This is a genomic window from Streptomyces sp. PL-25 (assembly GCF_058344915.1).
The window spans coordinates 1,052,712-1,073,746 of record NZ_CP136997.1 but is presented as its reverse complement, the minus strand read 5'-3'; the positions used below and the strand labels follow the sequence as shown (position 1 = coordinate 1,073,746).

The following is a 21,035-nucleotide window of genomic DNA, read 5'->3' as shown; positions in this document are numbered from 1 at the left end:
GGCATCGTAGGCACTTTTTCCCAGGAGGCCCCCGGGTGGAGGTCCAGGAGACCCGTGTCCAGACAGACCGGGTCCTCACCATCCCCAACATCCTCAGCATGGCGAGGCTCGTCGGCGTACCGCTGTTCCTGTGGTTGATCCTCAGACCGGAGTTCGGCGGCCCCAAGAGTGATGGCTGGGCCTTGCTGGTTCTGGCGCTGAGCGGCATCAGCGACTATCTGGACGGCAAACTCGCGCGGCGCTGGAACCAGATCAGCAACCTCGGCCGGCTTCTCGACCCCGCCGCCGACCGGCTCTACGTCCTTTCCACGCTCGTCGGGCTGACCTGGCGCGAGATTCTGCCGGTCTGGCTGACCGCCGCGCTGCTCGCCCGGGAATTGATGTTGTTGGTGGCGGTGGCGGTCCTCAGGCGTCACGGCTACCCGCCGCCGCAGGTGAACTTCCTGGGGAAGGCAGCGACGTTCAACTTGATGTACGCCTTCCCGTTGCTTCTCCTCAGTGACGGAAGCGGATGGATCTCGTCACTCGCTGCTATTTTCGGATGGGCGTTCGCCGGATGGGGTACAACCCTCTATTGGTGGGCAGGAGTCCTCTACGTGGTGCAAGTCCGCCGTCTTGTCCGTGCGGACGCCATGGCCGACTGAGCTCGCCTATTCGGGCAGCCGCGGTGGCTCCGATGGCCCGCTTCGGAAAAGTGCGGGACAATCAGGACGGGTGAAGTCGGCTAGATCGTCATCTCTTGGAGGAGGACGCTTCCGACATGAAGGCCGTCGTGATGGCCGGAGGCGAAGGCACACGCCTTCGCCCGATGACCTCGAGCATGCCCAAGCCGCTCCTGCCGGTGGCCAACCGGCCGATCATGGAGCACGTTCTGCGGCTGCTCAAAAGGCATGGGCTGAATGAGACCGTCGTCACAGTCCAGTTCCTGGCTTCGCTGGTCAAGAACTATTTCGGTGATGGTGAAGAGCTCGGCATGGAGCTCACCTATGCCAATGAGGAGAAGCCACTCGGTACCGCGGGAAGCGTCAAGAACGCCGAGGAGGCGTTGAAGGACGACGCCTTCCTCGTCATCTCCGGCGACGCGCTGACCGACTTCGACCTCACCGACCTGGTCCGGTTCCACAAGGAAAAGGGCGCGATGGTGACCGTGTGTCTTACACGCGTTCCCAACCCCCTGGAATTCGGCATCACCATCGTCGACGAAGAGGGCCAGGTCGAGCGCTTCCTGGAGAAGCCGACCTGGGGTCAGGTCTTCTCCGACACCGTGAACACGGGCATCTATGTGATGGAGCCCGAGGTCTTCAACTACGTGGAGGCCGATGTCCCCGTCGACTGGTCCGGCGATGTCTTCCCGCAACTGATGAAGGAAGGCAAGCCCATCTACGGGTATATCGCCGAGGGCTACTGGGAGGACGTGGGCACCCACGAGAGCTACGTGAAGGCCCAGGCCGACGTCCTCGAAGGCAAGGTGGACGTCGACATCGACGGCTTCGAGATCTCGCCGGGCGTCTGGGTCGCGGAAGGCGCCGAGGTGCATCCCGACGCCGAGCTGCGCGGTCCGCTGTACATCGGTGACTACGCCAAGGTGGAGGCCGGCGCGGAGATCCGCGAGCACACCGTCGTCGGGTCGAACGTCGTCGTCAAGAGCGGTGCCTTCCTGCACAAGGCCGTCGTGCACGACAACGTGTACATAGGGCAGCACAGCAACCTGCGCGGCTGTGTCGTGGGCAAGAACACCGACATCATGCGGGCCGCGCGCATCGAGGACGGCGCGGTCATCGGCGACGAGTGCCTGATCGGCGAAGAATCGATCGTGCAGGGCAATGTGCGGGTGTATCCGTTCAAGACCATCGAGGCGGGCGCCTTCGTCAACACCTCGGTCATCTGGGAGTCGCGGGGCCAGGCGCACCTCTTCGGGGCCCGTGGCGTCTCCGGCATCCTGAATGTGGAGATCACCCCGGAACTCGCCGTACGGCTCGCGGGAGCGTATGCGACGACCCTGAAGAAGGGCTCCACGGTCACCACCGCCCGCGACCACTCCCGAGGTGCGCGTGCCCTGAAGCGGGCCGTCATCTCCGCGCTCCAGGCCAGCGCCATCGACGTACGGGACCTGGAGAACGTACCGCTGCCCGTCGCCCGGCAGCAGACCGCGCGCGGCAGCGCCGGCGGCATCATGATCCGCACGTCGCCCGGGGTGCCGGACTCGGTCGACATCATGTTCTTCGACGGGCAGGGCGCCGACCTGTCGCAGGGCAGCCAGCGGAAGCTGGACCGGGTCTTCGCGCGGCAGGAGTACCGGCGGGCGTTCCCCGGCGAGATCGGCGACCTGTACTTCCCCTCCAGCGTCTTCGACTCGTACACCGGTTCACTGCTGCGCAACGTGGACACGACCGGGATCGCCGAGGCGGGCCTCAAGGTGGTCGTGGACGCCTCCAACGGCAGTGCCGGCCTGGTCCTGCCGAGCCTGCTCGGCAAGCTCGGGGTGGACTCGCTGACCATCAACCCCGGCCTGGACGAGTCCCGGCCGACGGAGACCGAGGAGATGCGCCGGGCCGGCCTGGTGCGGCTCGGCGAGATCGTGGCGTCCTCCGGGGCCGCGTTCGGCGTGCGGTTCGACCCGGTGGGCGAGCGGCTGTCGCTCGTCGACGAGAAGGGCCGGATCATCGAGGACGACCGGGCGCTGCTGGTCATGCTGGACCTCGTCGCCGCCGAGCGGCGCAGCGGCCGGGTGGCGCTGCCGGTCACCACGACCCGTATCGCCGAGCAGGTCGCCGCGTACCACGGGACGCAGGTGGAGTGGACGACCACGTCGCCGGACGACCTCACCCGGGTCGGCGGCGAGGAGGGGACGATCTTCGGCGGTGACGGCAAGGGCGGATTCATCGTCCCGGAGTTCAGCAGCGTCTATGACGGCACGGCCGCCTTCGTACGGCTCATCGGTCTGGTGGCGCGCACGCAGCTGACCCTCAGCCAGATCGACGCGCGGATCCCGCGGGCCCATGTCCTCAAGCGGGATCTGGCCACGCCGTGGGCCGTCAAGGGCCTGGTCATGCGCCGGGTCGTCGAGGCGGCCGGGGAGCGCTTCGTGGACACGACGGACGGGGTGCGGGTCGTGGAGACCGACGGCCGCTGGGTGATGGTGCTGCCCGACCCGGCCGAGGCGGTCACCCATCTGTGGGCCGAGGGTCCCGACGACGCCTCCGCGCAGGCCCTGCTCGACGAGTGGTCGGCGGTCGTCGACAGCGCCGGACGGTAGACCGGCCGCCGGTGCCCGCCCCGCGCGGGCACCGGTCCCGCCGGACGTCCTGCACGCGCGCGCGTGCAGGACGAGTGAGCCCGGGGGAGCCTGTCCGGCACGCCGGTGGGGGCCGTTCGGAGGTATCGCCCCAGGCGTGCGACGATGTGCGGCATGCCGCAGCGACCCCCCATTCGGAGCACACCCCCGCGGCCCTCCCGTCCTGATGCCTCCATGTCGTTGATCACCAACGTCATGGACCACAGCCTCGACGACGGTTACGCCGAGGCCGCCGCACGGAAGAAGGCCGCCGGTGAGGGCGGGCTGCCCAAGACGCTCCGCGCGCGGCTGGGACTGGCCGCCGGTCTGGTGCTCGCGGCGCTCGTCGTCACCGTGGGAGCGGCACAGGCGCGCGTGGCGGCGCCCGTGGTCGCCAAGGAGCGCCAGGAGCTGATCGACCGCATCGACCGCGAGACGGCGGCGGCGGACAAGCTGGAGGACGGCGTCGACCAGCTCCGCGACGACGTGAACGCGCGCCAGCGGCAGGCGCTCAGCCACAGCGGCGGCAACGCGCAGGCGGACCTGGCCGGGATCCTGGCGGGCGCGACCGAGGTGCACGGCCCCGGGGTGAAGCTCGTCGTGAACGACGCGAAGGAAGCCGGTTCGGGGGGCTCCGGCAAACCGCGCGAGACGTCCGGCTTCTCCGACACCGGACGGGTGCGCGACCGGGACATGCAGCGCGTCGTCAACGGGCTGTGGCAGTCGGGGGCCGAGGCCGTCTCCGTCAACGGGCAGCGGCTGACCGCCCTGTCCGCGATCCGGGCGGCGGGTGACGCCATACTGGTCGACAACAGGCCGCTGGTGCCGCCGTACACGGTGCTCGCGGTGGGGGACGGGCAGCGGCTGAGCAGCAGGTTCCAGGACAGTCCGGACGGGCTGTACCTGAACGCGCTGCAGGACAACTACGGCATCCGGACCGGTATCTCCGTGGAGAGTGACCTCCGGCTGCCCGCGGCACCGAGTGTGATCGTACGCACCGCGCGGCCGACCGCAGAGCAGAACAAGACTGGGAAGGGCACATCGTGATCGCCGTACTGGGCCTCATCGTGGGAGTGGTGGCCGGCCTGTTGGTCCGGCCCGAGGTTCCGGCGGTCGTCGAGCCGTATCTGCCGATCGCCGTGGTGGCGGCGCTGGACGCCGTCTTCGGCGGGCTGCGGGCCATGCTGGACGGCATCTTCGACGACAAGGTCTTCGTGGTGTCGTTCCTGTCGAACGTGGTCGTGGCCGCGCTGATCGTGTTCCTGGGCGACAAGTTGGGCGTGGGTGCCCAGCTGTCCACGGGGGTCGTGGTCGTCCTCGGCATCCGGATCTTCTCCAACGCCGCGGCCATCCGGCGCCACGTCTTCCGGGCGTGAGCGCGATGAACGACCGGGACCAGGCGCCGGAGAACCGGCTGCGCAAGGAACTGCCCGCGGAGGTGCCGGCCCAGGCCCCCGGCGCCGATCCGGACCGCGAAGCGCCGGCGCCCTCGCTCACCGGCCGGCAGCGGCTGGCGCAGGGGCTGTGGCCGCCGCGGTTCACCCGGGCCCAACTCGTCGTCGCCGTACTGCTGTTCGGGCTGGGCTTCGGCCTCGCCATCCAGGTCGCGTCCAACAGCGACAGCGACAACGCCCTGCGCGGCGCCCGGCAAGAAGATCTTGTACGCATCCTCGATGAACTGGACGACCGTACTCAGCGTCTTGAGGACGAGAAGCAGGGCCTCGAGAAGCAACGCCAGGAGCTGGAGAACAGCTCGGACCAGGCCGAGGAGGCCCGCAAGCAGACCGAGGAGAAGGAACGGCAACTGGGCATCCTGGCAGGCACGGTGGCCGCGCAGGGACCCGGCATCACAATGACCATCAAGGACACGAAGGGGACGGTCCGGGCCGACATGCTGCTCGACGCGATACAGGAGCTGCGCGCCGCCGGTGCGGAGGCCATCGAGGTCAACGGCGTGCGCGTGGTGGCGGGCACCTATCTGACGGACTCCGGCAAGAGCGTGGACGTCGACGGGAACAAGATCAATACGCCGTTTCGTTTCCAGGTCATCGGCAAGCCGCAGGACCTGGAGCCGGCGCTCAACATCCCCGGAGGCGTGGTGCAGACCCTGGAGAAGGAGCAGGCCACCGTGTCCGTCGAGCGTTCGGACAAGATCGTCGTGGACGCCTTGCGAGCAGCGAAGCTGCCTGACTACGCTCGGTCGTCCTCGCAGTGAACCGGGGGTGCATGGCCGCCGTCGAGCAGGGGCATGAGGTTGCGGGGGGTCGGCGCACCGATTGGGTGGTGCGTGGTGGAAACTGTCTGGTGGATACGGACGTTGTGAGGATGTCCGGGTCGACCGGTGTACGACGTCAGGGTTCGTCCTGCCCCACGGGCGGGTCTGTTTCGGTCAAGGGGAATCGCCCGTGAAGTTGTTTGCGAAGTTGTTCGGCAAGAGCGCGCGAGAGGGCGGCGAGAACGCGACCGCCCGCCATCGCGCACAGCCCGGCGCGGCGGAGGGCCAGCGCCCGCTGTTCAGGGACCAGGTCGCCGGTCAGGGCGGTGACTTTTCCGGTGGCCACGGCGCGCCGTCGGTTGACCCTGCCCAGGCCGGCGGCATAGGTTTCGGCCAACCGTCAACCTCAGGTGCGGGTGGAGGGTTTGCCGCCGACCCGTACGCGTCCCATTCCCCGGCGGGGCAGCCGCGGCAGGAGGATCCGTCCATGTCGGCCCTGGTGTGTACGAGGTGCGGTAACCGCAATGCGGAGAACAGCCGCTTCTGTTCCAACTGCGGCGCGCCGCTGAGGCCCGGGGCGGTGCCGGAGCGTGCGTCGGAGACGACGTCCACGATCTCCATCTCCGGTCTGGAGGCCTACGACGCGGAGGCCACCGGCCAGACGCCGATGCTCTCGCCCGAGGCGCAGGCCGCCGTCGACGCGCTGCCGCTCGGCTCCGCCCTGCTGGTGGTGCGCCGCGGCCCTAACTCGGGCAGCCGCTTCCTCCTGGACGGCGAGCTGACCACGGCCGGCCGCCATCCGCAGAGCGACATCTTCCTCGACGACGTGACGGTCTCGCGTCGCCATGTGGAGTTCCGCCGCGTCCAGGACGGCTCGTTCACGGTGGCCGACGTCGGCAGCCTGAACGGCACGTATGTGAACCGGGAGCGGATCGACGAGGTCCCGTTGTCCAACGGCGACGAGGTGCAGATCGGCAAGTACCGGCTGGTCTTCTACTCGAGCCGGCAGGGCTACTGACCTCCCCGGACGCCGTCCGGGGAACCCAGGGAAGGTCCATGCTTCATACACCGAGCGGTGGTGCCGGGCACGGCACCACCGCCGCGGACAGTGGGCTGATGAGCATCGGCACGGTGCTGAACGCGCTGCGCGAGGAGTTCCCCGAGGTCACCATCTCCAAGATCCGCTTCCTGGAGGCGGAGGGCCTGGTGGAGCCCCGGCGCACCCCCTCGGGGTACCGCAAGTTCAGCGCGGACGACGTCGAGCGCCTCGCCCGGGTCCTGCGGATGCAGCGGGACCACTATCTGCCGCTGAAGGTGATCCGCGAGTATCTGGACGCGGTGGAGCGGGGCGAGGCGGTGCAGCTGCCGGTGCTCGGCCGGCAGCGCGGCGGTGAGGCGGTCCCGCGGCGGACCGAGGCACCGGCCGCGGCCCGGATCGGCCGGGCCGGGCTGCTGGCCGCCGCGGAGATCGAGGACCGGGACCTCCAGGAGTGGGAGTCGTACGGGCTCGTCACCCCACTGGAGGACGGCACCTACGACGCCGAGACCGTCACCGTCGCCTCGCTCATCCGCGAGCTGGGGCGTTTCGGCATCGAACCCCGTCATCTGCGGGTGATGAAGGCCGCAGCCGACCGGGAGGCCGGGCTCGTCGACCAGGTGGTGGCTCCGCTCAGACGGCACCGCAACCCGCAGACCAGGGTGCACGCCGAGGACCGTACGAAGGAGCTGGCCGCGCTCACGGTCAGGCTGCACTCGGCGCTGGTGCAGACCGCGCTCGGGGTGCGGCTGCCCTGAGGGTGCCGGGCGGCCGTCCGGCGGCCGGATCGGCCTTCCGTTCCCGGCCCGACTACCCAAACGTCCCGGGCACGGCCTAGGGTTGCTGTGTGAACGAGCTCGATGTCGTAGGTGTCCGGGTCGAAATGCCCTCCAACCAACCGATCGTGCTCCTGCGTGAAGTGGGAGGCGACCGCTACCTCCCCATCTGGATCGGCCCCGGGGAGGCGACGGCGATCGCCTTCGCGCAGCAGGGCATGGCCCCCGCGCGTCCGCTGACCCACGATCTGTTCAAGGACGTGCTGGAAGCCGTGGGCCAGGAGCTGACGGAAGTACGCATCACGGATCTGCGCGAGGGCGTCTTCTACGCCGAGCTGGTCTTCGCCAGCGGAGTGGAGGTGAGCGCCCGCCCGTCCGACGCCATAGCGCTCGCGCTGCGCACCGGCACGCCGATCTACGGCAGTGACACGGTGCTCGACGACGCGGGCATCGCGATCCCGGACGAGCAGGAGGACGAGGTGGAGAAGTTCCGCGAGTTCCTCGACCAGATCTCGCCGGAGGACTTCGGCACCAGCAGCCAGTGAGAACAGCCGCATGTGCCAGCGGTCGGCCGGGGTGCCCTTGAGCCCCTCACGAGGGCATTCGGCTAGCCTTTCCCCGCGGTGGGGCACGGGAAACCACTCTTAGGGTGATTATCACTCGGCGTGCCGAGTGTGGCGATCGTTGACGCACCCGTGGTGACTGCCTACCGTCGAGGAGGCAGGTCAAGGACGGAGGTCGGCGTGAGAAGCAGCGGCGACGGTACGGCTGGGGGTGCCCCCGGGATCGACGTCGGGGGAAGCGGTCCGTACCGGCTTCACGACAGCGCGGCCGACCAGGCTCCGCAGCGGCCGGCGGCCGTGCCGAGCGGCAAAGGGGCGGCGTCCATGGCGTCCGAGGAAATCGGCTACCGGGGCCCGACGGCCTGTGCGGCGGCCGGCATCACCTACCGGCAACTGGACTACTGGGCCCGCACCGGCCTGGTCGAACCGAGCGTGCGCCCGGCCCACGGATCCGGCACCCAGCGGCTGTACAGCTTCCGCGACGTCGTCGTCCTGAAGATCGTCAAGAGGTTCCTGGACACCGGTGTCTCGTTGCAGAACATCCGGACCGCCGTGCAGCACCTGCGCCGGCAGGGGTTCAGCGACCTGGAGCGCATGACGCTGATGAGCGACGGCGCGACGGTCTACGAGTGCACCTCGCCCGACGAGGTGCACGCCCTGCTCCAGGGCGGCCAGGGCATCTTCGGCATCGCCGTCGGAGTGGTGTGGCGCGATGTGGAGAGCGCCCTGTCGCAGCTGCACGGCGAGCGTGTCGACACCGGTGAGACCCTGGTCGGCCACAACCCCGGGGACGAGCTGGCCAGACGCCGCAACCGGGCGGTCTGACCGCCCCCGGGCCCGCTCGGCGGCGGGCCGGATCCCGGTCGCGGACGGCCGCGTGAGCGCGCGTCGTGCGCCGCGCCGGGGGCATTGTCAGTGGCGTGGTGCAGCATCGGAGATGTGAGAAGCGCGCCGACGATCCTGCATCTCGACATGGATGCCTTCTTCGCCCAGGCGGAGCAGGCGTCCAAGCCGAGCCTGCGCGGGAAGGCGGTCGTGGTGGGCGGCCTGGGCCCGCGCGGTGTGGTGGCCACCGCGTCGTACGAGGCGCGGGTCTTCGGCGTCCACTCCGCGATGCCGATGGCCCAGGCGCGCCGCCTGGCACCGAACGCCGCGTATCTGGTGCCGCGCTTCGGCTTCTACCGGTCGATCAGCGAGCAGGTGATGGGGCTGCTGCGGGCGCTGTCCCCGCTGGTGGAGCCGCTGAGCCTGGACGAGGCGTTCGTGGACCTGGAGGCCGGGGGAGCGGCCTCGGACGCGGAATCGGCCCGGCTGGCGGGAGCGCGGCTGCGGGCCGACATCCGGGCCGTCACGGGGCTGACGGGCTCGGTCGGCCTGGCCGCCTCCAAGATGCTCGCCAAGATCGCCTCGGAGCGGGCCAAGCCGGACGGTCTCGTCCTCATCGAACCGGGCACGGAGCGCGCCCTCCTCGGCCCCCTGTCGGTGCGGACGCTGCCGGGCGTGGGACCGGCGACGGGGGACCATCTGCGCCGGGCCGGGATCCACACCGTCGACGAGCTCGCCGAGGCGGGCGAGGACGAGCTGGTGCGCCTGCTGGGCAAGGCGCACGGGCACGCGCTGTACGGGATGGCGCTGGCCCACGACGAGCGGCCGGTGGTCGCCGAGCGGGAGACGAAGTCGGTGTCGGTGGAGGACACCTACGACATCGACATCCACGACCGGCTGCGGGTGGGCCTGGAGGTGCAGCGGCTGGCCGACCGCTGTGTGGGGCGGCTGCGTGGGGCCGGGCTGTCGGGCCGGACCATCGTGCTCAAGGTGCGGCGGTACGACTTCTCCACGCTGACCCGGTCGGAGACGCTGCGCGGGCCCACCGACGACCCCGCGGTGGTGCGGGAGGCAGCCGCCCGGCTGCTGGACTCGGTGGACACCACCGGCGGAGTGCGGCTGCTCGGTGTGGGCGTGTCCGGGCTCGCCGACTACACCCAGGAGGATCTGTTCGCCCAGGCGGCCGGCGGGGCGGCGGAGAGTCCCGAGGCGGAGCCCGTGGACGAACCGGCACCGGAACCGGCGGAGCCCGCCGAGCGGCACTGGTCCGCGGGGCACGACGTACGGCACAGCGAGCACGGACACGGCTGGGTGCAGGGCAGCGGCGTCGGCAGGGTCACGGTCCGCTTCGAGACACCGCAGTCGGCGCCGGGGCGGATCAGGACCTTCCGCGTGGACGACCCGGCTCTGGAACCGGCGGATCCGCTGCCGCTGGTACGGCGAAGACCGGCGGAGGCGACGGAACCGGCGGCCGAGGCCGAGGCCGATACGGCGGCCACCCCCGGAACCGGAACTGCGGGTGCCCCGGGCACGAAGGGCGCCGCGGGCGCCCCCGGGGGCGGGACCGCGCTGGGCGTCGGATGAGCAGCAGTGCGGTGTGGTGTGGTGCGTGGCAGGGCCAGGCCGGCGGTGCGGTCGGTGCGGCCCGGTGCCGGGGTGGGTGAAGCCGGCGGGACGGGAACCGGGCCGTACGCGACCGCGACCGCGACCGGGGCCGGGCGCGGGAAGGACAGGGAGGGCAGGGAGCCGGTGAGTGCGGGAGGGAGGTGCGGAGGGGGTGTGCGGGCCGGGGCTTGCTCAGGGCTCCTCCGTGCCGGAGCCCGCCAGCTTGCCGAAGTCGCGGTCCGGGGGAGCGACCGGAGGTGTCACGTCGAGGCCGTAGTGGTGGTAGAGCTGGAGTTCCTGCTCCGGGGAGAGGTGGCGGCCGACGCCGAAGTCCGGCGCCTCCTTGATCAGGGCGCGGTCGAAGGGGATGCGCAGGGCGCCCTCGACCAGTTCGCTGGGCTCCAGGGGCACGAAGGCGTCCCGGGAGAACAGGCCGGTGCGTATGGCCGCCCACTCGGGCACACCGGTCGCGTCGTCGAGGTAGACCTCGTCCACCGTGCCGATCTTGTGGCCGTTGCAGTCGAACGCCTTGCGGCCGATCAGGTTGCGCGGATCGATCTCGGTCAGCACGGTCCCTCCACAGGGTCGCAACTCATCCGTAAGCACTACAAAAGAGCACATTAGGCGGGGCGGCCACTCGAAGGCTCGGGCTCCCGGCCCGCTGGTACCCTGGCAGCGGCTGCTGACCCCGTGCGGGAGAGTCCTCCAGCAACACCGGAGGCGCCGAAGGAGCAAATCCTCCCCGGAATCTCTCAGGCCCACGTACCGCACGGACGAGGTCACTCTGGAAAGCAGAGCGGGTGTCGACGGCGTCCGCTCTCACCGACGGTGAAAGCCGGGCGCCCGCAGACGACCCGGTGAAGCTCTCAGGTTGAGATGACAGAGGGGGAGGCCGTCGGGACACCCGCGCCGTGGTGTCCCTCGAAGGTCGCGTCAGACCAGGAGGCCTCCGCAATGACCGCCCAGCGCATTCCGCTCTCCGAGCTCGAACAGGGCATCCCCTTCGAGCAGCGCCACATCGGGCCCGACCAGGAGGCGCGGGCCAAGATGCTCGCGCAGGTCGGCTACGGCTCGCTCGACGAACTCACCGCCGCCGCCGTGCCGGACGTGATCAAGAACGCCGACACCCTGGACCTGCCCGGCGCCCGCACCGAGGCCGAGGTGCTGGCCGAGCTGCGCTCCCTCGCCGACCGCAACCAGGTCCTCGGCTCGATGATCGGACTCGGCTACTACGGGACGTTCACCCCGCCGGTCATCCTGCGCAACGTCATGGAGAACCCCTCCTGGTACACGGCGTACACCCCGTACCAGCCGGAGATCTCGCAGGGCCGCCTGGAGGCGCTGCTGAACTTCCAGACCGTGGTCGCCGACCTCACCGGTCTGCCGACCTCCGGCGCCTCCTTGCTCGACGAGGGCACCGCCGCCGCCGAGGCGCTGGCGCTGTCCCGGCGCATGGGCAAGAACAAGAAGGGCCTCTTCCTGGTCGACGCGGACACGCTGCCGCAGACCATCGCCGTCATCGAGACCCGCGCCGAGCCGGCCGGTGCCGAGGTCGTCGTCGCCGACCTGAGCGACGGCATCCCCGCGGCGCTCGCCGAGCGCGACATCAACGGCGTCCTCCTCCAGTACCCCGGCGCCTCCGGCGCCGTCCGCGACCTCAAGCCCGTCATCGACCAGGCGCACGCGCTGGGCGCCCTGGTCACCGTCGCCGCCGACCTGCTCGCCCTCACCCTGCTGAAGTCCCCCGGCGAGCTGGGCGCGGACATCGCCGTGGGCACCACGCAGCGCTTCGGCGTGCCGATGGGCTTCGGCGGACCGCACGCCGGTTACATGGCGGTGCGCGAGCAGTTCGCCCGCAGCCTGCCCGGCCGCCTGGTCGGCGTCTCCGTGGACGCCGACGGCAACAAGGCGTACCGCCTCGCCCTCCAGACCCGCGAGCAGCACATCCGCCGCGAGAAGGCCACCAGCAACATCTGCACCGCGCAGGTGCTGCTCGCCGTCATGGCCGGCATGTACGCCGTCTACCACGGGCCCGAGGGCCTGAAGGACATAGCGCTGCGCACCCACCGCTACGCCGCCGTCCTCGCCGAGGGCCTGAAGGCGGGCGGCGCCACCGTCGTCCACGGGGCGTACTTCGACACGCTGACGGTCCGCGCCGAGGGCCGCGCCGCCGAGATCGTCGCCGCCGCGCGCGAGGGCGGCGTGAACCTCCGCCTCGTCGACGCCGACCACGTCTCGATCGCCTGCGACGAGACCACCACGCGCGCCCAGCTGCGGACCGTGTGGTCCGCCTTCGGCGCCACCGGCGACATCGACGCGCTGGACGCCGCCGCCGGCCAGGTCCTGTCCCAGGACCTGCTGCGCACCGACGCCTACCTCACCCACCCCGTCTTCAGCCAGCACCGCTCCGAGACGGCGATGCTGCGCTACCTGCGCAAGCTCGCCGACCGCGACTACGCGCTGGACCGGGGCATGATCCCGCTGGGCTCCTGCACCATGAAGCTCAACGCGACCACCGAGATGGAGCCGGTCACCTGGCCCGAGTTCGGCCAGCTGCACCCCTTCGTCCCCGCCGAGCAGGCGCAGGGCTACCTCACCCTCATCCGCGAGCTGGAGGACCGGCTCGCCGAGGTCACCGGCTACGACAAGGTCTCCCTCCAGCCGAACGCCGGATCGCAGGGCGAGCTGGCCGGTCTGCTCGCCGTGCGCGGCTACCACCGCGCCAACGGCGACGAGCAGCGCACCGTCTGCCTCATCCCGTCCTCCGCGCACGGCACCAACGCCGCCAGCGCGGTGATGGCCGGGATGAAGGTCGTCGTGGTGAAGACCGCCGAGGACGGCGAGGTCGACGTCGACGACCTGCGCGCCAAGATCGAGCAGCACCGCGAGCAGCTCGCCGTGCTGATGATCACCTACCCGTCCACGCACGGTGTGTTCGAGGAGCACGTCGCGGACATCTGCGCCCAGGTCCACGAGGCCGGCGGCCAGGTCTACGTCGACGGCGCCAACCTCAACGCCCTGGTCGGCCTCGCCAAGCCGGGCCACTTCGGCGGCGACGTCTCGCACCTGAACCTGCACAAGACGTTCTGCATCCCGCACGGCGGCGGCGGTCCCGGCGTCGGCCCGGTCGCCGTACGCGCGCACCTCGCGCCGTACCTGCCCAGCCACCCGCTCCAGCCCGCCGCGGGCCCGGAGACGGGCGTGGGACCGGTCTCCGCCGCGCCCTGGGGCTCGGCGGGCATCCTGCCCATCTCCTGGGCGTACGTCCGGCTGATGGGCGGCGAGGGCCTCAAGCGCGCCACGCAGGTGGCCGTGCTGTCCGCCAATTACATCGCCAAGCGCCTGGAGCCGCACTTCCCGGTGCTCTACACCGGCCCCGGCGGTCTGGTCGCCCACGAGTGCATCATCGACCTGCGTCCGCTGACCAAGGCGACCGGTGTCAGCGTGGACGACGTCGCCAAGCGGCTGATCGACTACGGCTTCCACGCGCCGACGATGTCGTTCCCGGTGGCCGGGACGCTGATGATCGAGCCGACCGAGTCCGAGGACCTGGCCGAGCTGGACCGGTTCTGCGACACGATGATCGCGATCCGGGCCGAGATCGACAAGGTCGGCTCGGGCGCCTGGCCCGCCGACGACAACCCGCTGTGCAACGCCCCGCACACCGCCGCCGCGCTCGGCGGCGAGTGGGAGCACGCCTACAGCCGCGAGGAGGCCGTCTTCCCGGCCGGTGTCTCCACGGCCGACAAGTACTGGCCGCCGGTGCGCCGGATCGACCAGGCGTTCGGCGACCGCAACCTGGTCTGCTCCTGCCCGCCGCTGGACGCGTACGAGGACTGAGCGGACGGTACGTCCACGAGGGGCCCCGCCCCGGCCCGCAGCGGCCGGCGCGGGGCCCCTCCCGTGTGCGCGGGCCCGCCCGGGTCAGGCCGGGTAGGCGTGGGTCTGGGCCGCCTTGACGGCCGCCCAGACCCCGGCGCCCGGCTCCAGCCCGAGCTCGGCGGCGGCGACCGTCGTCAGATCGGCGGCGAGGGCGAGTTCGCCGGTGAGGTCGGCGCGGATCCGGTCGCCGTGCGTCTCCAGACCGGCGACCTCGCAGCGCCACAGATTGCGCGCGCTGGTGTCGGCGGGGCGCTCCCGGTGGAGGGTGACCGCGCCCGGCGGGAAGGCGACGAAGGCCGGTCCGGTGAGCTTCTCGGTGGTGGTGAGAGCGGTGCCGGACTCCAGCCGCACCAGGTGCCCCTCGGCGCGCCCGCGGTACAGGTTCAGACCGACGAGCTGCGCGATGTAGTCGGTGCGCGGCCGGCGGGCGATCTCCGCGGGGGTGCCCTCCTGCACCACCCGGCCGTGCTCGACGACCACGAGCCGGTCGGCCAGCACCATCGCGTCCAGCGGGTCGTGCGTGACCAGCACGGCCACCGCCTCGAACTCGGCGAGGTGCCGGCGGAGCTGGGCGCGCACCTCCAGCCGGGTGCGGGCGTCCAGCGCGGCGAGCGGCTCGTCCAGGAGCAGCAGCCGCGGCCGGGTGGCCAGCGCGCGGGCCACGGCCACCCGCTGGGCCTGGCCCCCGGAGAGCCGGCGCGGTTTGGCCCCGGCGTGATCGGCCAGGCCCATGCGCGCCAGCCACTCGCCGGCCTGTGCGCGGGCCTCGGCCCTGGTCGCGCCCTGGCAGCGCGGGCCGAAGGCCACGTTGTCCAGGGCGGACAGGTGCGGGAAGAGCAGATAGTCCTGGAAGACGACCCCGACCGGGCGCTTCTCCGGCGGTGTGCGCTCCAGCTCGGCGCCGTCCAGCCGCAGCCGCCCGCCGGTCAGCGGGACCAGTCCGGCCAGGGCGCGCAGGGCGGTGGTCTTCCCGGCGCCGTTCGGGCCGAGCAGCGCCACGACCTCGCCGGGCGCGGCGGTCAGGGGCACGTCGAGCCGGAAGCCGCCCCGGTCGACGACGAGGTGGGCGTCGAGTCCGGTGTCGGGCCCGTCGCCTGCGCGGACCCGGTGCGCGGTCTCGTCGATGTCGGTCATGAGGCGATCGTCCAGGATGCGGGGCCGTCCGGGGGAGGGGAGGGCGAGCGGGAAGGGAGCGGGAGGCGCGGCGCGGCTCGGTTCATGAGGACGCCGTCATCCAACGGTCCCGCAGACCCGCGAGGACCGCGATCGACACGGCCAGCAGCACCAGGCTCAACGCGATGGCGGCGGCCGGGTCGTCCTGGAGCGCCAGGTAGACGGCCAGCGGCATGGTCTGCGTACGGCCCGGGAAGTTCCCGGCGAAGGTGATCGTGGCGCCGAACTCGCCGAGCGCCCGCGCCCACGCCAGCACCGCGCCCGCCGCGATGCCGGGCGCGATCAGCGGCAGGGTGACCCGGCGGAACGCGGTGAAGCGGGACGCGCCGAGCGTGGTGGCCGCCTCCTCGTAGCGCGGGTCGGCGGCGCGCAGCGTGCCCTCGACGCTGATGACGAGGAACGGCATGGCCACGAACGCCTCCGCGACCACCACACCGGCCGTGGTGAAGGGCAGCGTGATCCCGAACCAGGAGTCGAGCCACTGCCCGACCACGCCGTTGCGCCCGAGCGCCAGCAGCAGCGCCACACCGCCCACCACCGGCGGCAGCACCAGCGGCAGGGTCACCAGGGCCCGGACGAGGCCGCGGCCGGGGAAGTCGGGTGCGGGCCAGCAGCCAGGCCAGCGGCACGCCCAGCACCAGACTCACGGCGGTCGCTGCGGTGGCGCTGACCAGCGAGAGCTGGAGCGCCTGCCAGACCTCGGTGCTGGTCAGCTGGTCCGGCAGGCTGCGCCAGGGCGCGCGGATCAGCAGGGCGAGCAGCGGCAGCAGCAGGAAGGCGAGGCCCACCAGGGCGGGCAGCAGCAGCGGCAGCGGCACGCCCCGGACGGCACGCCGGCGCCGTGCCCCGCCTCCGCGGGTCACGGCGCCGGCCTTGTCGGTCACGGTCACGGCTTGAGGAAGCCGGCCTGGGACAGCACCCTTCTGGCCCTCGGCCGAGGTGACCAGCTCGATGAACGCCTTGGCGCCGGCGGTGTTGGGGGCGTTCTTCAGCGGGGCGATCGGGTAGTCGTTGACGGCCTTGGCCGACTCGGGGAACTCCACGCCCTCCACCTTGTCACCGGCCGCGTGCACATCGGTCTTGTAGACGACGGCCGCGTCGGCCTCCTTCAGTTCCACCTTGGTCAGGGCGCTCTTGACGTCCTGCTCGTAGGAGACCGGGGTGAGCTTGAGGTCGCTGGCAGTGAGCGCCTTCTGGGCGGCGGCGCCGCACGGCACCGTCTTGTCGCACAGGACCACCTTCAGACCGGACTTGGTGAGGTCCTTCAGGGAGGCGATCTTGTCCGGGTTGCCGGGCAGGGTGGCGATCTCCAGCTGGTTGCGGACGAAGGTGACGGGCGCGGCGCCCTCGTCCTTCTTGTCCGTCACGATCTTCATCGTCTTGGCGCTCGCAGCGGCGAACACGTCGGCCGGGGCGCCGCTGGTGATGCTCGCGGCCAGGGTGTCGCTGCCGCCGAAGTTGAAGGCCACCTTGGTGCCGGGGTGCTGCTGCTCGAACTCCTTGCCGAGCGTCGTGAAGCTCTCCTTCAGGGACGCGGCGGCGAAGACCGTCACGGTGCCGGACAGCTTCGGGGCTGAGGAGGCCGAGGAGCCGCCGGAGGGCGCGTCGGAGGACGAGGACGAGTCGGAGGAGGAGCAGGCGCTGAGGGCCAGCAGGGCCACGGCTCCCGCACCGGCCACCTGCAGGGTCCGGGTCCGGCGCACGGAACGGGTCATCACGGGTCTACTCCTCTGGTCGTGCACGAAAAAGAAAGGTGTCGCGCCCTGGCACGGCCGTGCGGGGCCGTGCCGCGATGATACTGCCGCAAGTGCGAGGCATAAGTCTCCTGTTGCTTCGCATGAGCTGGTGCTTCCGTATCTCAGGGTCGCATGTGCGTTTGTACGGTGTCGTCCCGCGGGTACGGACCTGCCGGAGGTGGTGGCCGTGCCGCTCGCCGAACTCGTCCTGACCGGTGACCTCACCCGACCGGCGCGTCTGACCGTGCCGGACCTGCTGGGCTGGCCCCAACACCGGGCCCGGGTCAGCTTCGACTGCGCGACCAGCGGGGTGCGGCGCCACCGCTTCGCCGGGCCCCGGCTGTACGACGTGCTGGCGGACGCCGGGCCCGGCTTCGACCCGGCCCGGCGCAAGGACCGGCTGCGGTTCCTGATCGACGTCGCGGGCGCGGACGGGCACCGTACGCTGCTGTCCTGGGCGGAGATCGACCCGGACTTCGGGGCGGCGCCGGTGCTGCTCGCGGTGGCCCTGGACGACGTACCGCTGGACGGCGACGGACCGCAGCTGGTGCTTCCGCAGGACCGCTGCGGGGCGCGCTACGTCAGCGGCATCAGGGCGATCCGGGTGGACGGCGGATACGGCGCGGGCGCCGTGGCGGCCTGAGCGGCGGCCGGAGGACCGGCCCCGCCCGGCGGTCACGTCCGGTCGATGTGCACGTTCGTCGACTTCACCCGGGCGGTGGCCTCCATGCCGACCTCCAGGCCGAGTTCCTCCACGGCCTCCCGGGTCAGCAGCGAGACCAGGCGGTGCGGGCCGGCCTGGATCTCGACCTGCGCGGCGACGTCGCCGAGCTTGATGGCGGTGACGATGCCGGGGAAGGCGTTGCGGACCGAGGTGTAGGAGGGGTCCTCCTCGCCGCCGGACTTGGCCAGTTCGACCGAGAAGGCGGCGAGGTCCCGCCCGTCGATGAGCCGCCGCCCGCCCTCGTCGCGGTGGGTGGCCACCCGGCCCGCATCCGCCCAGCGGCGGGCGGTGTCCGGGCTGACGCCGAGCAGGCGGGCGGCCTGGCCGATGGTGTAGGACTGCATGCCGGTCACGATAGGGCCCCGGACCGGCGCGGCGGACGCAGGGGCGGCGGCGAGTGCCGGGGTGTGCTCATCCGGTGTGGACGCGGGGGCGCCGGGCCGGGTCCGGTTCGGCCTCGCGCAGCACCTCGCGGGTGACCGGGGCGACCTCGCCCTGCCCGAAGAGGAAGAAGCGCAGGAAGTTGTGGAAGGGGTTGCCCTCGGTCCACTCGAAGTAGATGTGCGGGGTGCGGTCCGTCATGTCGCGGATGCGCAGGAGCAGCGCGGCCAGGGCGTTGGGGACGGAGGCCGACTCCAGGGCCAGGACGCGGTAGCGGCCGTGCAGGACCTCGCCGCGCACCGTCAGGCCCGACTCGAACTCGGACGGGTCGGTGACCGTGACCTCCGCGAAGACGAAGTCATCCGTGTCGGGGATGTCGTTGTCGGAGCGGATCTGCTCGATCTTGTCGCGGTACTCGGCCTTGTCGCGCCGGTCGGGCTCGTTGGCGATGATCCGGATCTTGCGGCTGGCGATGTCCCTGACGAAACGTTCCGCCATCGGGTCCAGCGTCACACTGGTCACCCGCAGCTCGAAGGCACGGGCCAGCCGCGACAGCAGCGAGACGAGGATGATCCCGGCGATGAAGCAGGCACCGATCTTCACGCCGTCCGGGCGCTCGATGACGTTGACCACGGTCGTGTACAGGAACACGGCCGAGATCACCGCGAATCCGACCGTCCAGCCGCGCTGGCCGGCCTTGTGCGCGGCGATGGTCACCGCGATGGCCGCCGAGCTGATCAGCACCAGCACACCGGTCGCGTACGCGCCGCCCTGCTTGTCGACGTTCGCGTCGAAGATCCAGGTGACCAGGAAGGCGATCAGTGTGAACACGAGGACCATCGGGCGCACCGCGCCGGCCCAGTGCGGGGCCATGCCGTAGCGGGGGAGGTAGCGCGGCATCAGGTTCAGCAGCCCGGCCATCGCGGAGGCACCCGCGAACCACAGGATGGCGATGGTCGAGACGTCGTAGACCGTGCCGAAGGCGTTCCCGAGGTAGTGGTGCGCCAGGTAGGCCAGCGCACGCCCGTTGGCCGCGCCGCCGGGCTTGAACTCCGCCGCGGGGATCAGCAGCGTGGTGATGAAGCTGGTGGCGATGAGGAAGCAGCTCATGATCAGGGCGGCCGTGGTGAGCAGCTTCCTGGTGTCCCGGATCCGGCCGGTCGGCCGCTCCTCGGTGTCACCGGCGTCACCGCGCACATGCGGCATCACGGCGACACCCGTCTCGAAGCCGGACAGGCCCAGCGCGAGCTTGGGGAAGACCAGCAGGGCCACGCCGACCATGGCGAAGACGCTGCCGTGCTGGGCGGTCAGGGCGCCCGTCCAGTCGGTGACCAGGTGCCCGGCGGTGACGACGTGCCAGATGCCGGAGACGACCACCACGACGTTCAGCGCCAGATAGACGCCGACCAGGACGACCGCGACCCCGATCGCCTCCAGGAAGCCCTTGAGGAACACCGCGCCGAGCAGCGCCAGCAGGATCAGCGTGATCAGCATCTGGTGGCTGTGCAGCACGTTCGTCAGATGGGGGTTCTCCACCAGGTGCGTCGAGGCGTCGGCGGCCGACAGGGTGATGGTGATGAGGAAGTCGGTGGCGGCGAACCCGAGCAGGGTCAGCACGAACAGTTTGCCCTGCCAGAACGACAGCAGGCGCTCCAGCATCGCGATGGAACCCTGGCCGTGCGGGCTCTCCTCGGCGACCCTGCGGTACACCGGCAGGGCGCCCGCGAGGGTGACGAGCACCAGGACGAGCGTGGCGACCGGCGAGAGCAGCCCGGCGGCCAGTGCCGCGATGCCCGGCTGGTAGCCGAGGGTGGAGAAGTAGTCGACCCCGGTCAGGCACATGACCCGCCACCAGCGCTGCCCCTTGTGCGGGGGCTCGGGCGCGGCGTGCGGGCCCTGCTGCACGCCCTTGCCCATGTCGGACAGGCCCTTCAGCATCCAGGCGTGGAGCCGGCTGGGAGGGTGCTCGGTGGTGGCCATCGGCCCTGCTCCAAAGGTGCGGCCGGGCCGGACGACGGCTCGGCGTGTGAGTCCGGCCGGCCTGCGGACGGGGCACCAGCGTATGCGGAGAGTGATGTGCGGGCCCATGCGTGATGGGCCGGGCGGGCGTCAATCTTCCGTTAAGAACAGCCCCGTCCCACCTGCGCGGATGCCCCCGGATGAGGGTCGGCGGGGCGTCCTGGTCAGGGTTCGAGGCCCGAGATCCGGAACACGGTGCGTGTCGTCTCGCGGTCCACCCGCTCCTCAAGGTCACGCAGCGCGTCCGTCCCGCAGCGCAGCAGGCCGCGCGCCGCCGATGTCCGCGCGTCCTCCGCCAGGTGGTACCAGAGGCCGGGGTTGTCCACCAGGATCCGCGGATCGATCTCGACGCGGCCGCCGAGGGCGTCCCGCAGGACCAGTCGCCGGGAGACACCGTCCACGACCCGCACCGACACCAGCGAGTCGGTGCGCACCCGGCGGCGGCGCAGCGGCGTCCGGCAGGAGAGCCAGCCCTCGCCCGCGCTCACCCGGGGCGGACAGAGCACGCCGAGGAGCAGCAGCGCGAGCGTGAGCCAGAGCAGCCCGCGCCACCAGGTCAGCGCGCCCGTGCCCGCGTCGATCAGCAGCAGCAGGCAGAGCAGCGCCGCAGCGCACCGCAGCGCGGTGTGCAGTTCCCGGGCCCAGTGGCGGTCGCCCGCCGGTGGCGCGGACCGCCGCGCGGGTGCGCCGACGCCCCGCCGAGTCTCGTAGCCGTACCCCATGACCTCCACGCTAGGACCCCGCGCGCGCCGGACCGCACCCCTTGACACGGCCCTGACGTGCGGTCGGCCGTTCTTGACGCCGCGCAGGCGGACCGGTCGGGGCG

At 71.4% G+C, this 21,035-nt stretch carries 17 protein-coding genes, 2 pseudogenes and 1 riboswitch; of the genes and pseudogenes, 12 read left to right on the top strand and 7 right to left on the bottom strand.

Annotated elements, in window-relative coordinates; translation table 11 throughout:
* Positions 1-35: 35 nt before the first annotated feature.
* From clsA to R4Z62_RS04685, 10 genes are all read left to right on the top strand, one after another.
* Positions 36-644 (top strand): cardiolipin synthase ClsA, encoded by a 609-nt coding sequence (clsA, locus tag R4Z62_RS04730; protein WP_018571207.1) that lies wholly within the window; start codon positions 36-38, stop codon positions 642-644.
* A gap of 116 nt (positions 645-760) precedes the next feature.
* On the top strand, positions 761-3,256 hold the full coding sequence (locus R4Z62_RS04725; protein ID WP_491519202.1) for a sugar phosphate nucleotidyltransferase: 2,496 nt from the start codon (positions 761-763) through the stop codon (positions 3,254-3,256).
* A gap of 144 nt (positions 3,257-3,400) precedes the next feature.
* Entirely contained in the window at positions 3,401-4,321 is a 921-nt protein-coding gene (locus R4Z62_RS04720; protein ID WP_107440582.1) for a DUF881 domain-containing protein, read from the top strand.
* On the top strand, positions 4,318-4,650 hold the full coding sequence (locus R4Z62_RS04715) for a small basic family protein (RefSeq protein WP_006134295.1): 333 nt from the start codon (positions 4,318-4,320) through the stop codon (positions 4,648-4,650). Before R4Z62_RS04720 ends, R4Z62_RS04715 begins: the two co-directional genes overlap by 4 nt.
* Before the next feature lie 5 nt (positions 4,651-4,655).
* Positions 4,656-5,489 (top strand): DUF881 domain-containing protein, encoded by an 834-nt coding sequence (locus R4Z62_RS04710; protein ID WP_491521840.1) that lies wholly within the window; start codon positions 4,656-4,658, stop codon positions 5,487-5,489.
* A 61-nt stretch (positions 5,490-5,550) separates the two neighbouring features.
* Positions 5,551-6,507, top strand: coding sequence for an FHA domain-containing protein (locus R4Z62_RS04705; protein WP_079158838.1), 957 nt, complete (start codon positions 5,551-5,553; stop codon positions 6,505-6,507).
* A 38-nt stretch (positions 6,508-6,545) separates the two neighbouring features.
* Positions 6,546-7,283 carry a transcriptional regulator FtsR gene (ftsR, locus tag R4Z62_RS04700; RefSeq protein ID WP_064531542.1) on the top strand — a complete coding sequence of 246 codons (738 nt, stop codon included), beginning with the start codon at positions 6,546-6,548 and terminating at the stop codon, positions 7,281-7,283.
* 89 nt (positions 7,284-7,372) lie between these two features.
* A complete protein-coding gene (locus tag R4Z62_RS04695) occupies positions 7,373-7,846 on the top strand; it encodes a bifunctional nuclease family protein (RefSeq protein ID WP_026253112.1) in 474 nt (157 codons plus the stop codon).
* Between the two features lie 198 nt (positions 7,847-8,044).
* Positions 8,045-8,689: a MerR family transcriptional regulator gene (locus R4Z62_RS04690; protein WP_079158837.1), complete on the top strand. Its 645-nt coding sequence runs from the start codon at positions 8,045-8,047 to the stop codon at positions 8,687-8,689.
* Positions 8,690-8,803: 114 nt separating this feature from the next.
* Positions 8,804-10,273: a DNA polymerase IV gene (locus R4Z62_RS04685; protein ID WP_491519201.1), complete on the top strand. Its 1,470-nt coding sequence runs from the start codon at positions 8,804-8,806 to the stop codon at positions 10,271-10,273.
* Between the two features lie 213 nt (positions 10,274-10,486).
* Here R4Z62_RS04685 and R4Z62_RS04680 read toward each other — a convergent pair whose 3' ends face one another.
* A complete protein-coding gene (locus tag R4Z62_RS04680; RefSeq protein WP_491519200.1) occupies positions 10,487-10,864 on the bottom strand; it encodes a PRC-barrel domain-containing protein in 378 nt (125 codons plus the stop codon).
* A gap of 113 nt (positions 10,865-10,977) precedes the next feature.
* A riboswitch (glycine riboswitch) is annotated at positions 10,978-11,072 on the top strand.
* Positions 11,073-11,248: 176 nt separating this feature from the next.
* Here R4Z62_RS04680 and gcvP point away from each other — a divergent pair.
* The gene (gene gcvP, locus R4Z62_RS04675) at positions 11,249-14,134 is read left to right on the top strand and encodes an aminomethyl-transferring glycine dehydrogenase (protein ID WP_491519199.1); all 2,886 of its coding nucleotides are present in this window, start codon (positions 11,249-11,251) and stop codon (positions 14,132-14,134) included.
* Positions 14,135-14,218: 84 nt separating this feature from the next.
* Here gcvP and R4Z62_RS04670 read toward each other — a convergent pair whose 3' ends face one another.
* The 3 genes and pseudogenes from R4Z62_RS04670 to modA form a co-directional block, all read right to left on the bottom strand.
* On the bottom strand, positions 14,219-15,310 hold the full coding sequence (locus R4Z62_RS04670) for an ABC transporter ATP-binding protein (RefSeq protein ID WP_491519198.1): 1,092 nt from the start codon (positions 15,308-15,310) through the stop codon (positions 14,219-14,221).
* A gap of 82 nt (positions 15,311-15,392) precedes the next feature.
* Positions 15,393-16,239 (bottom strand): annotated as a pseudogene (modB, locus tag R4Z62_RS04665) (molybdate ABC transporter permease subunit).
* A pseudogene (modA, locus tag R4Z62_RS04660) lies at positions 16,236-17,064 on the bottom strand (molybdate ABC transporter substrate-binding protein). The pseudogenes modB and modA overlap by 4 nt, the downstream one beginning before the upstream one ends.
* 199 nt (positions 17,065-17,263) lie before the next feature.
* Between modA and R4Z62_RS04655 the strand changes: the two are divergent.
* Positions 17,264-17,728 carry a molybdopterin-dependent oxidoreductase gene (locus tag R4Z62_RS04655; protein ID WP_491519197.1) on the top strand — a complete coding sequence of 155 codons (465 nt, stop codon included), beginning with the start codon at positions 17,264-17,266 and terminating at the stop codon, positions 17,726-17,728.
* A gap of 32 nt (positions 17,729-17,760) precedes the next feature.
* On the opposite strand, the gene R4Z62_RS04650 is transcribed toward R4Z62_RS04655, so the two are convergent.
* The 3 genes from R4Z62_RS04650 to R4Z62_RS04640 form a co-directional block, all read right to left on the bottom strand.
* Positions 17,761-18,153, bottom strand: coding sequence for a TOBE domain-containing protein (locus R4Z62_RS04650; protein WP_064537234.1), 393 nt, complete (start codon positions 18,151-18,153; stop codon positions 17,761-17,763).
* A gap of 67 nt (positions 18,154-18,220) precedes the next feature.
* Positions 18,221-20,170: an APC family permease gene (locus tag R4Z62_RS04645; protein WP_491519196.1), complete on the bottom strand. Its 1,950-nt coding sequence runs from the start codon at positions 20,168-20,170 to the stop codon at positions 18,221-18,223.
* A gap of 203 nt (positions 20,171-20,373) precedes the next feature.
* Positions 20,374-20,931 (bottom strand): hypothetical protein, encoded by a 558-nt coding sequence (locus tag R4Z62_RS04640; RefSeq protein ID WP_491519195.1) that lies wholly within the window; start codon positions 20,929-20,931, stop codon positions 20,374-20,376.
* Positions 20,932-21,035: the final 104 nt, after the last annotated feature.

Bases quoted from the DNA above. Each gene is read 5' to 3' on its own strand.
- R4Z62_RS04645 (WP_491519196.1), bottom strand. From the start codon at position 20,170: ATGGCCACCACCGAGCACCCTCCCAGCCGGCTCCACGCCTGGATGCTG.
- R4Z62_RS04650 (WP_064537234.1), bottom strand. From the start codon at position 18,153: ATGCAGTCCTACACCATCGGCCAGGCCGCCCGCCTGCTCGGCGTCAGC.
- R4Z62_RS04710 (WP_491521840.1), top strand. From the start codon at position 4,656: ATGAACGACCGGGACCAGGCGCCGGAGAACCGGCTGCGCAAGGAACTG.
- R4Z62_RS04725 (WP_491519202.1), top strand. From the start codon at position 761: ATGAAGGCCGTCGTGATGGCCGGAGGCGAAGGCACACGCCTTCGCCCG.
- R4Z62_RS04670 (WP_491519198.1), bottom strand. From the start codon at position 15,310: ATGACCGACATCGACGAGACCGCGCACCGGGTCCGCGCAGGCGACGGG.
- R4Z62_RS04720 (WP_107440582.1), top strand. From the start codon at position 3,401: ATGTGCGGCATGCCGCAGCGACCCCCCATTCGGAGCACACCCCCGCGG.
- R4Z62_RS04640 (WP_491519195.1), bottom strand. From the start codon at position 20,931: ATGGGGTACGGCTACGAGACTCGGCGGGGCGTCGGCGCACCCGCGCGG.
- gcvP (WP_491519199.1), top strand. From the start codon at position 11,249: ATGACCGCCCAGCGCATTCCGCTCTCCGAGCTCGAACAGGGCATCCCC.
- ftsR (WP_064531542.1), top strand. From the start codon at position 6,546: ATGCTTCATACACCGAGCGGTGGTGCCGGGCACGGCACCACCGCCGCG.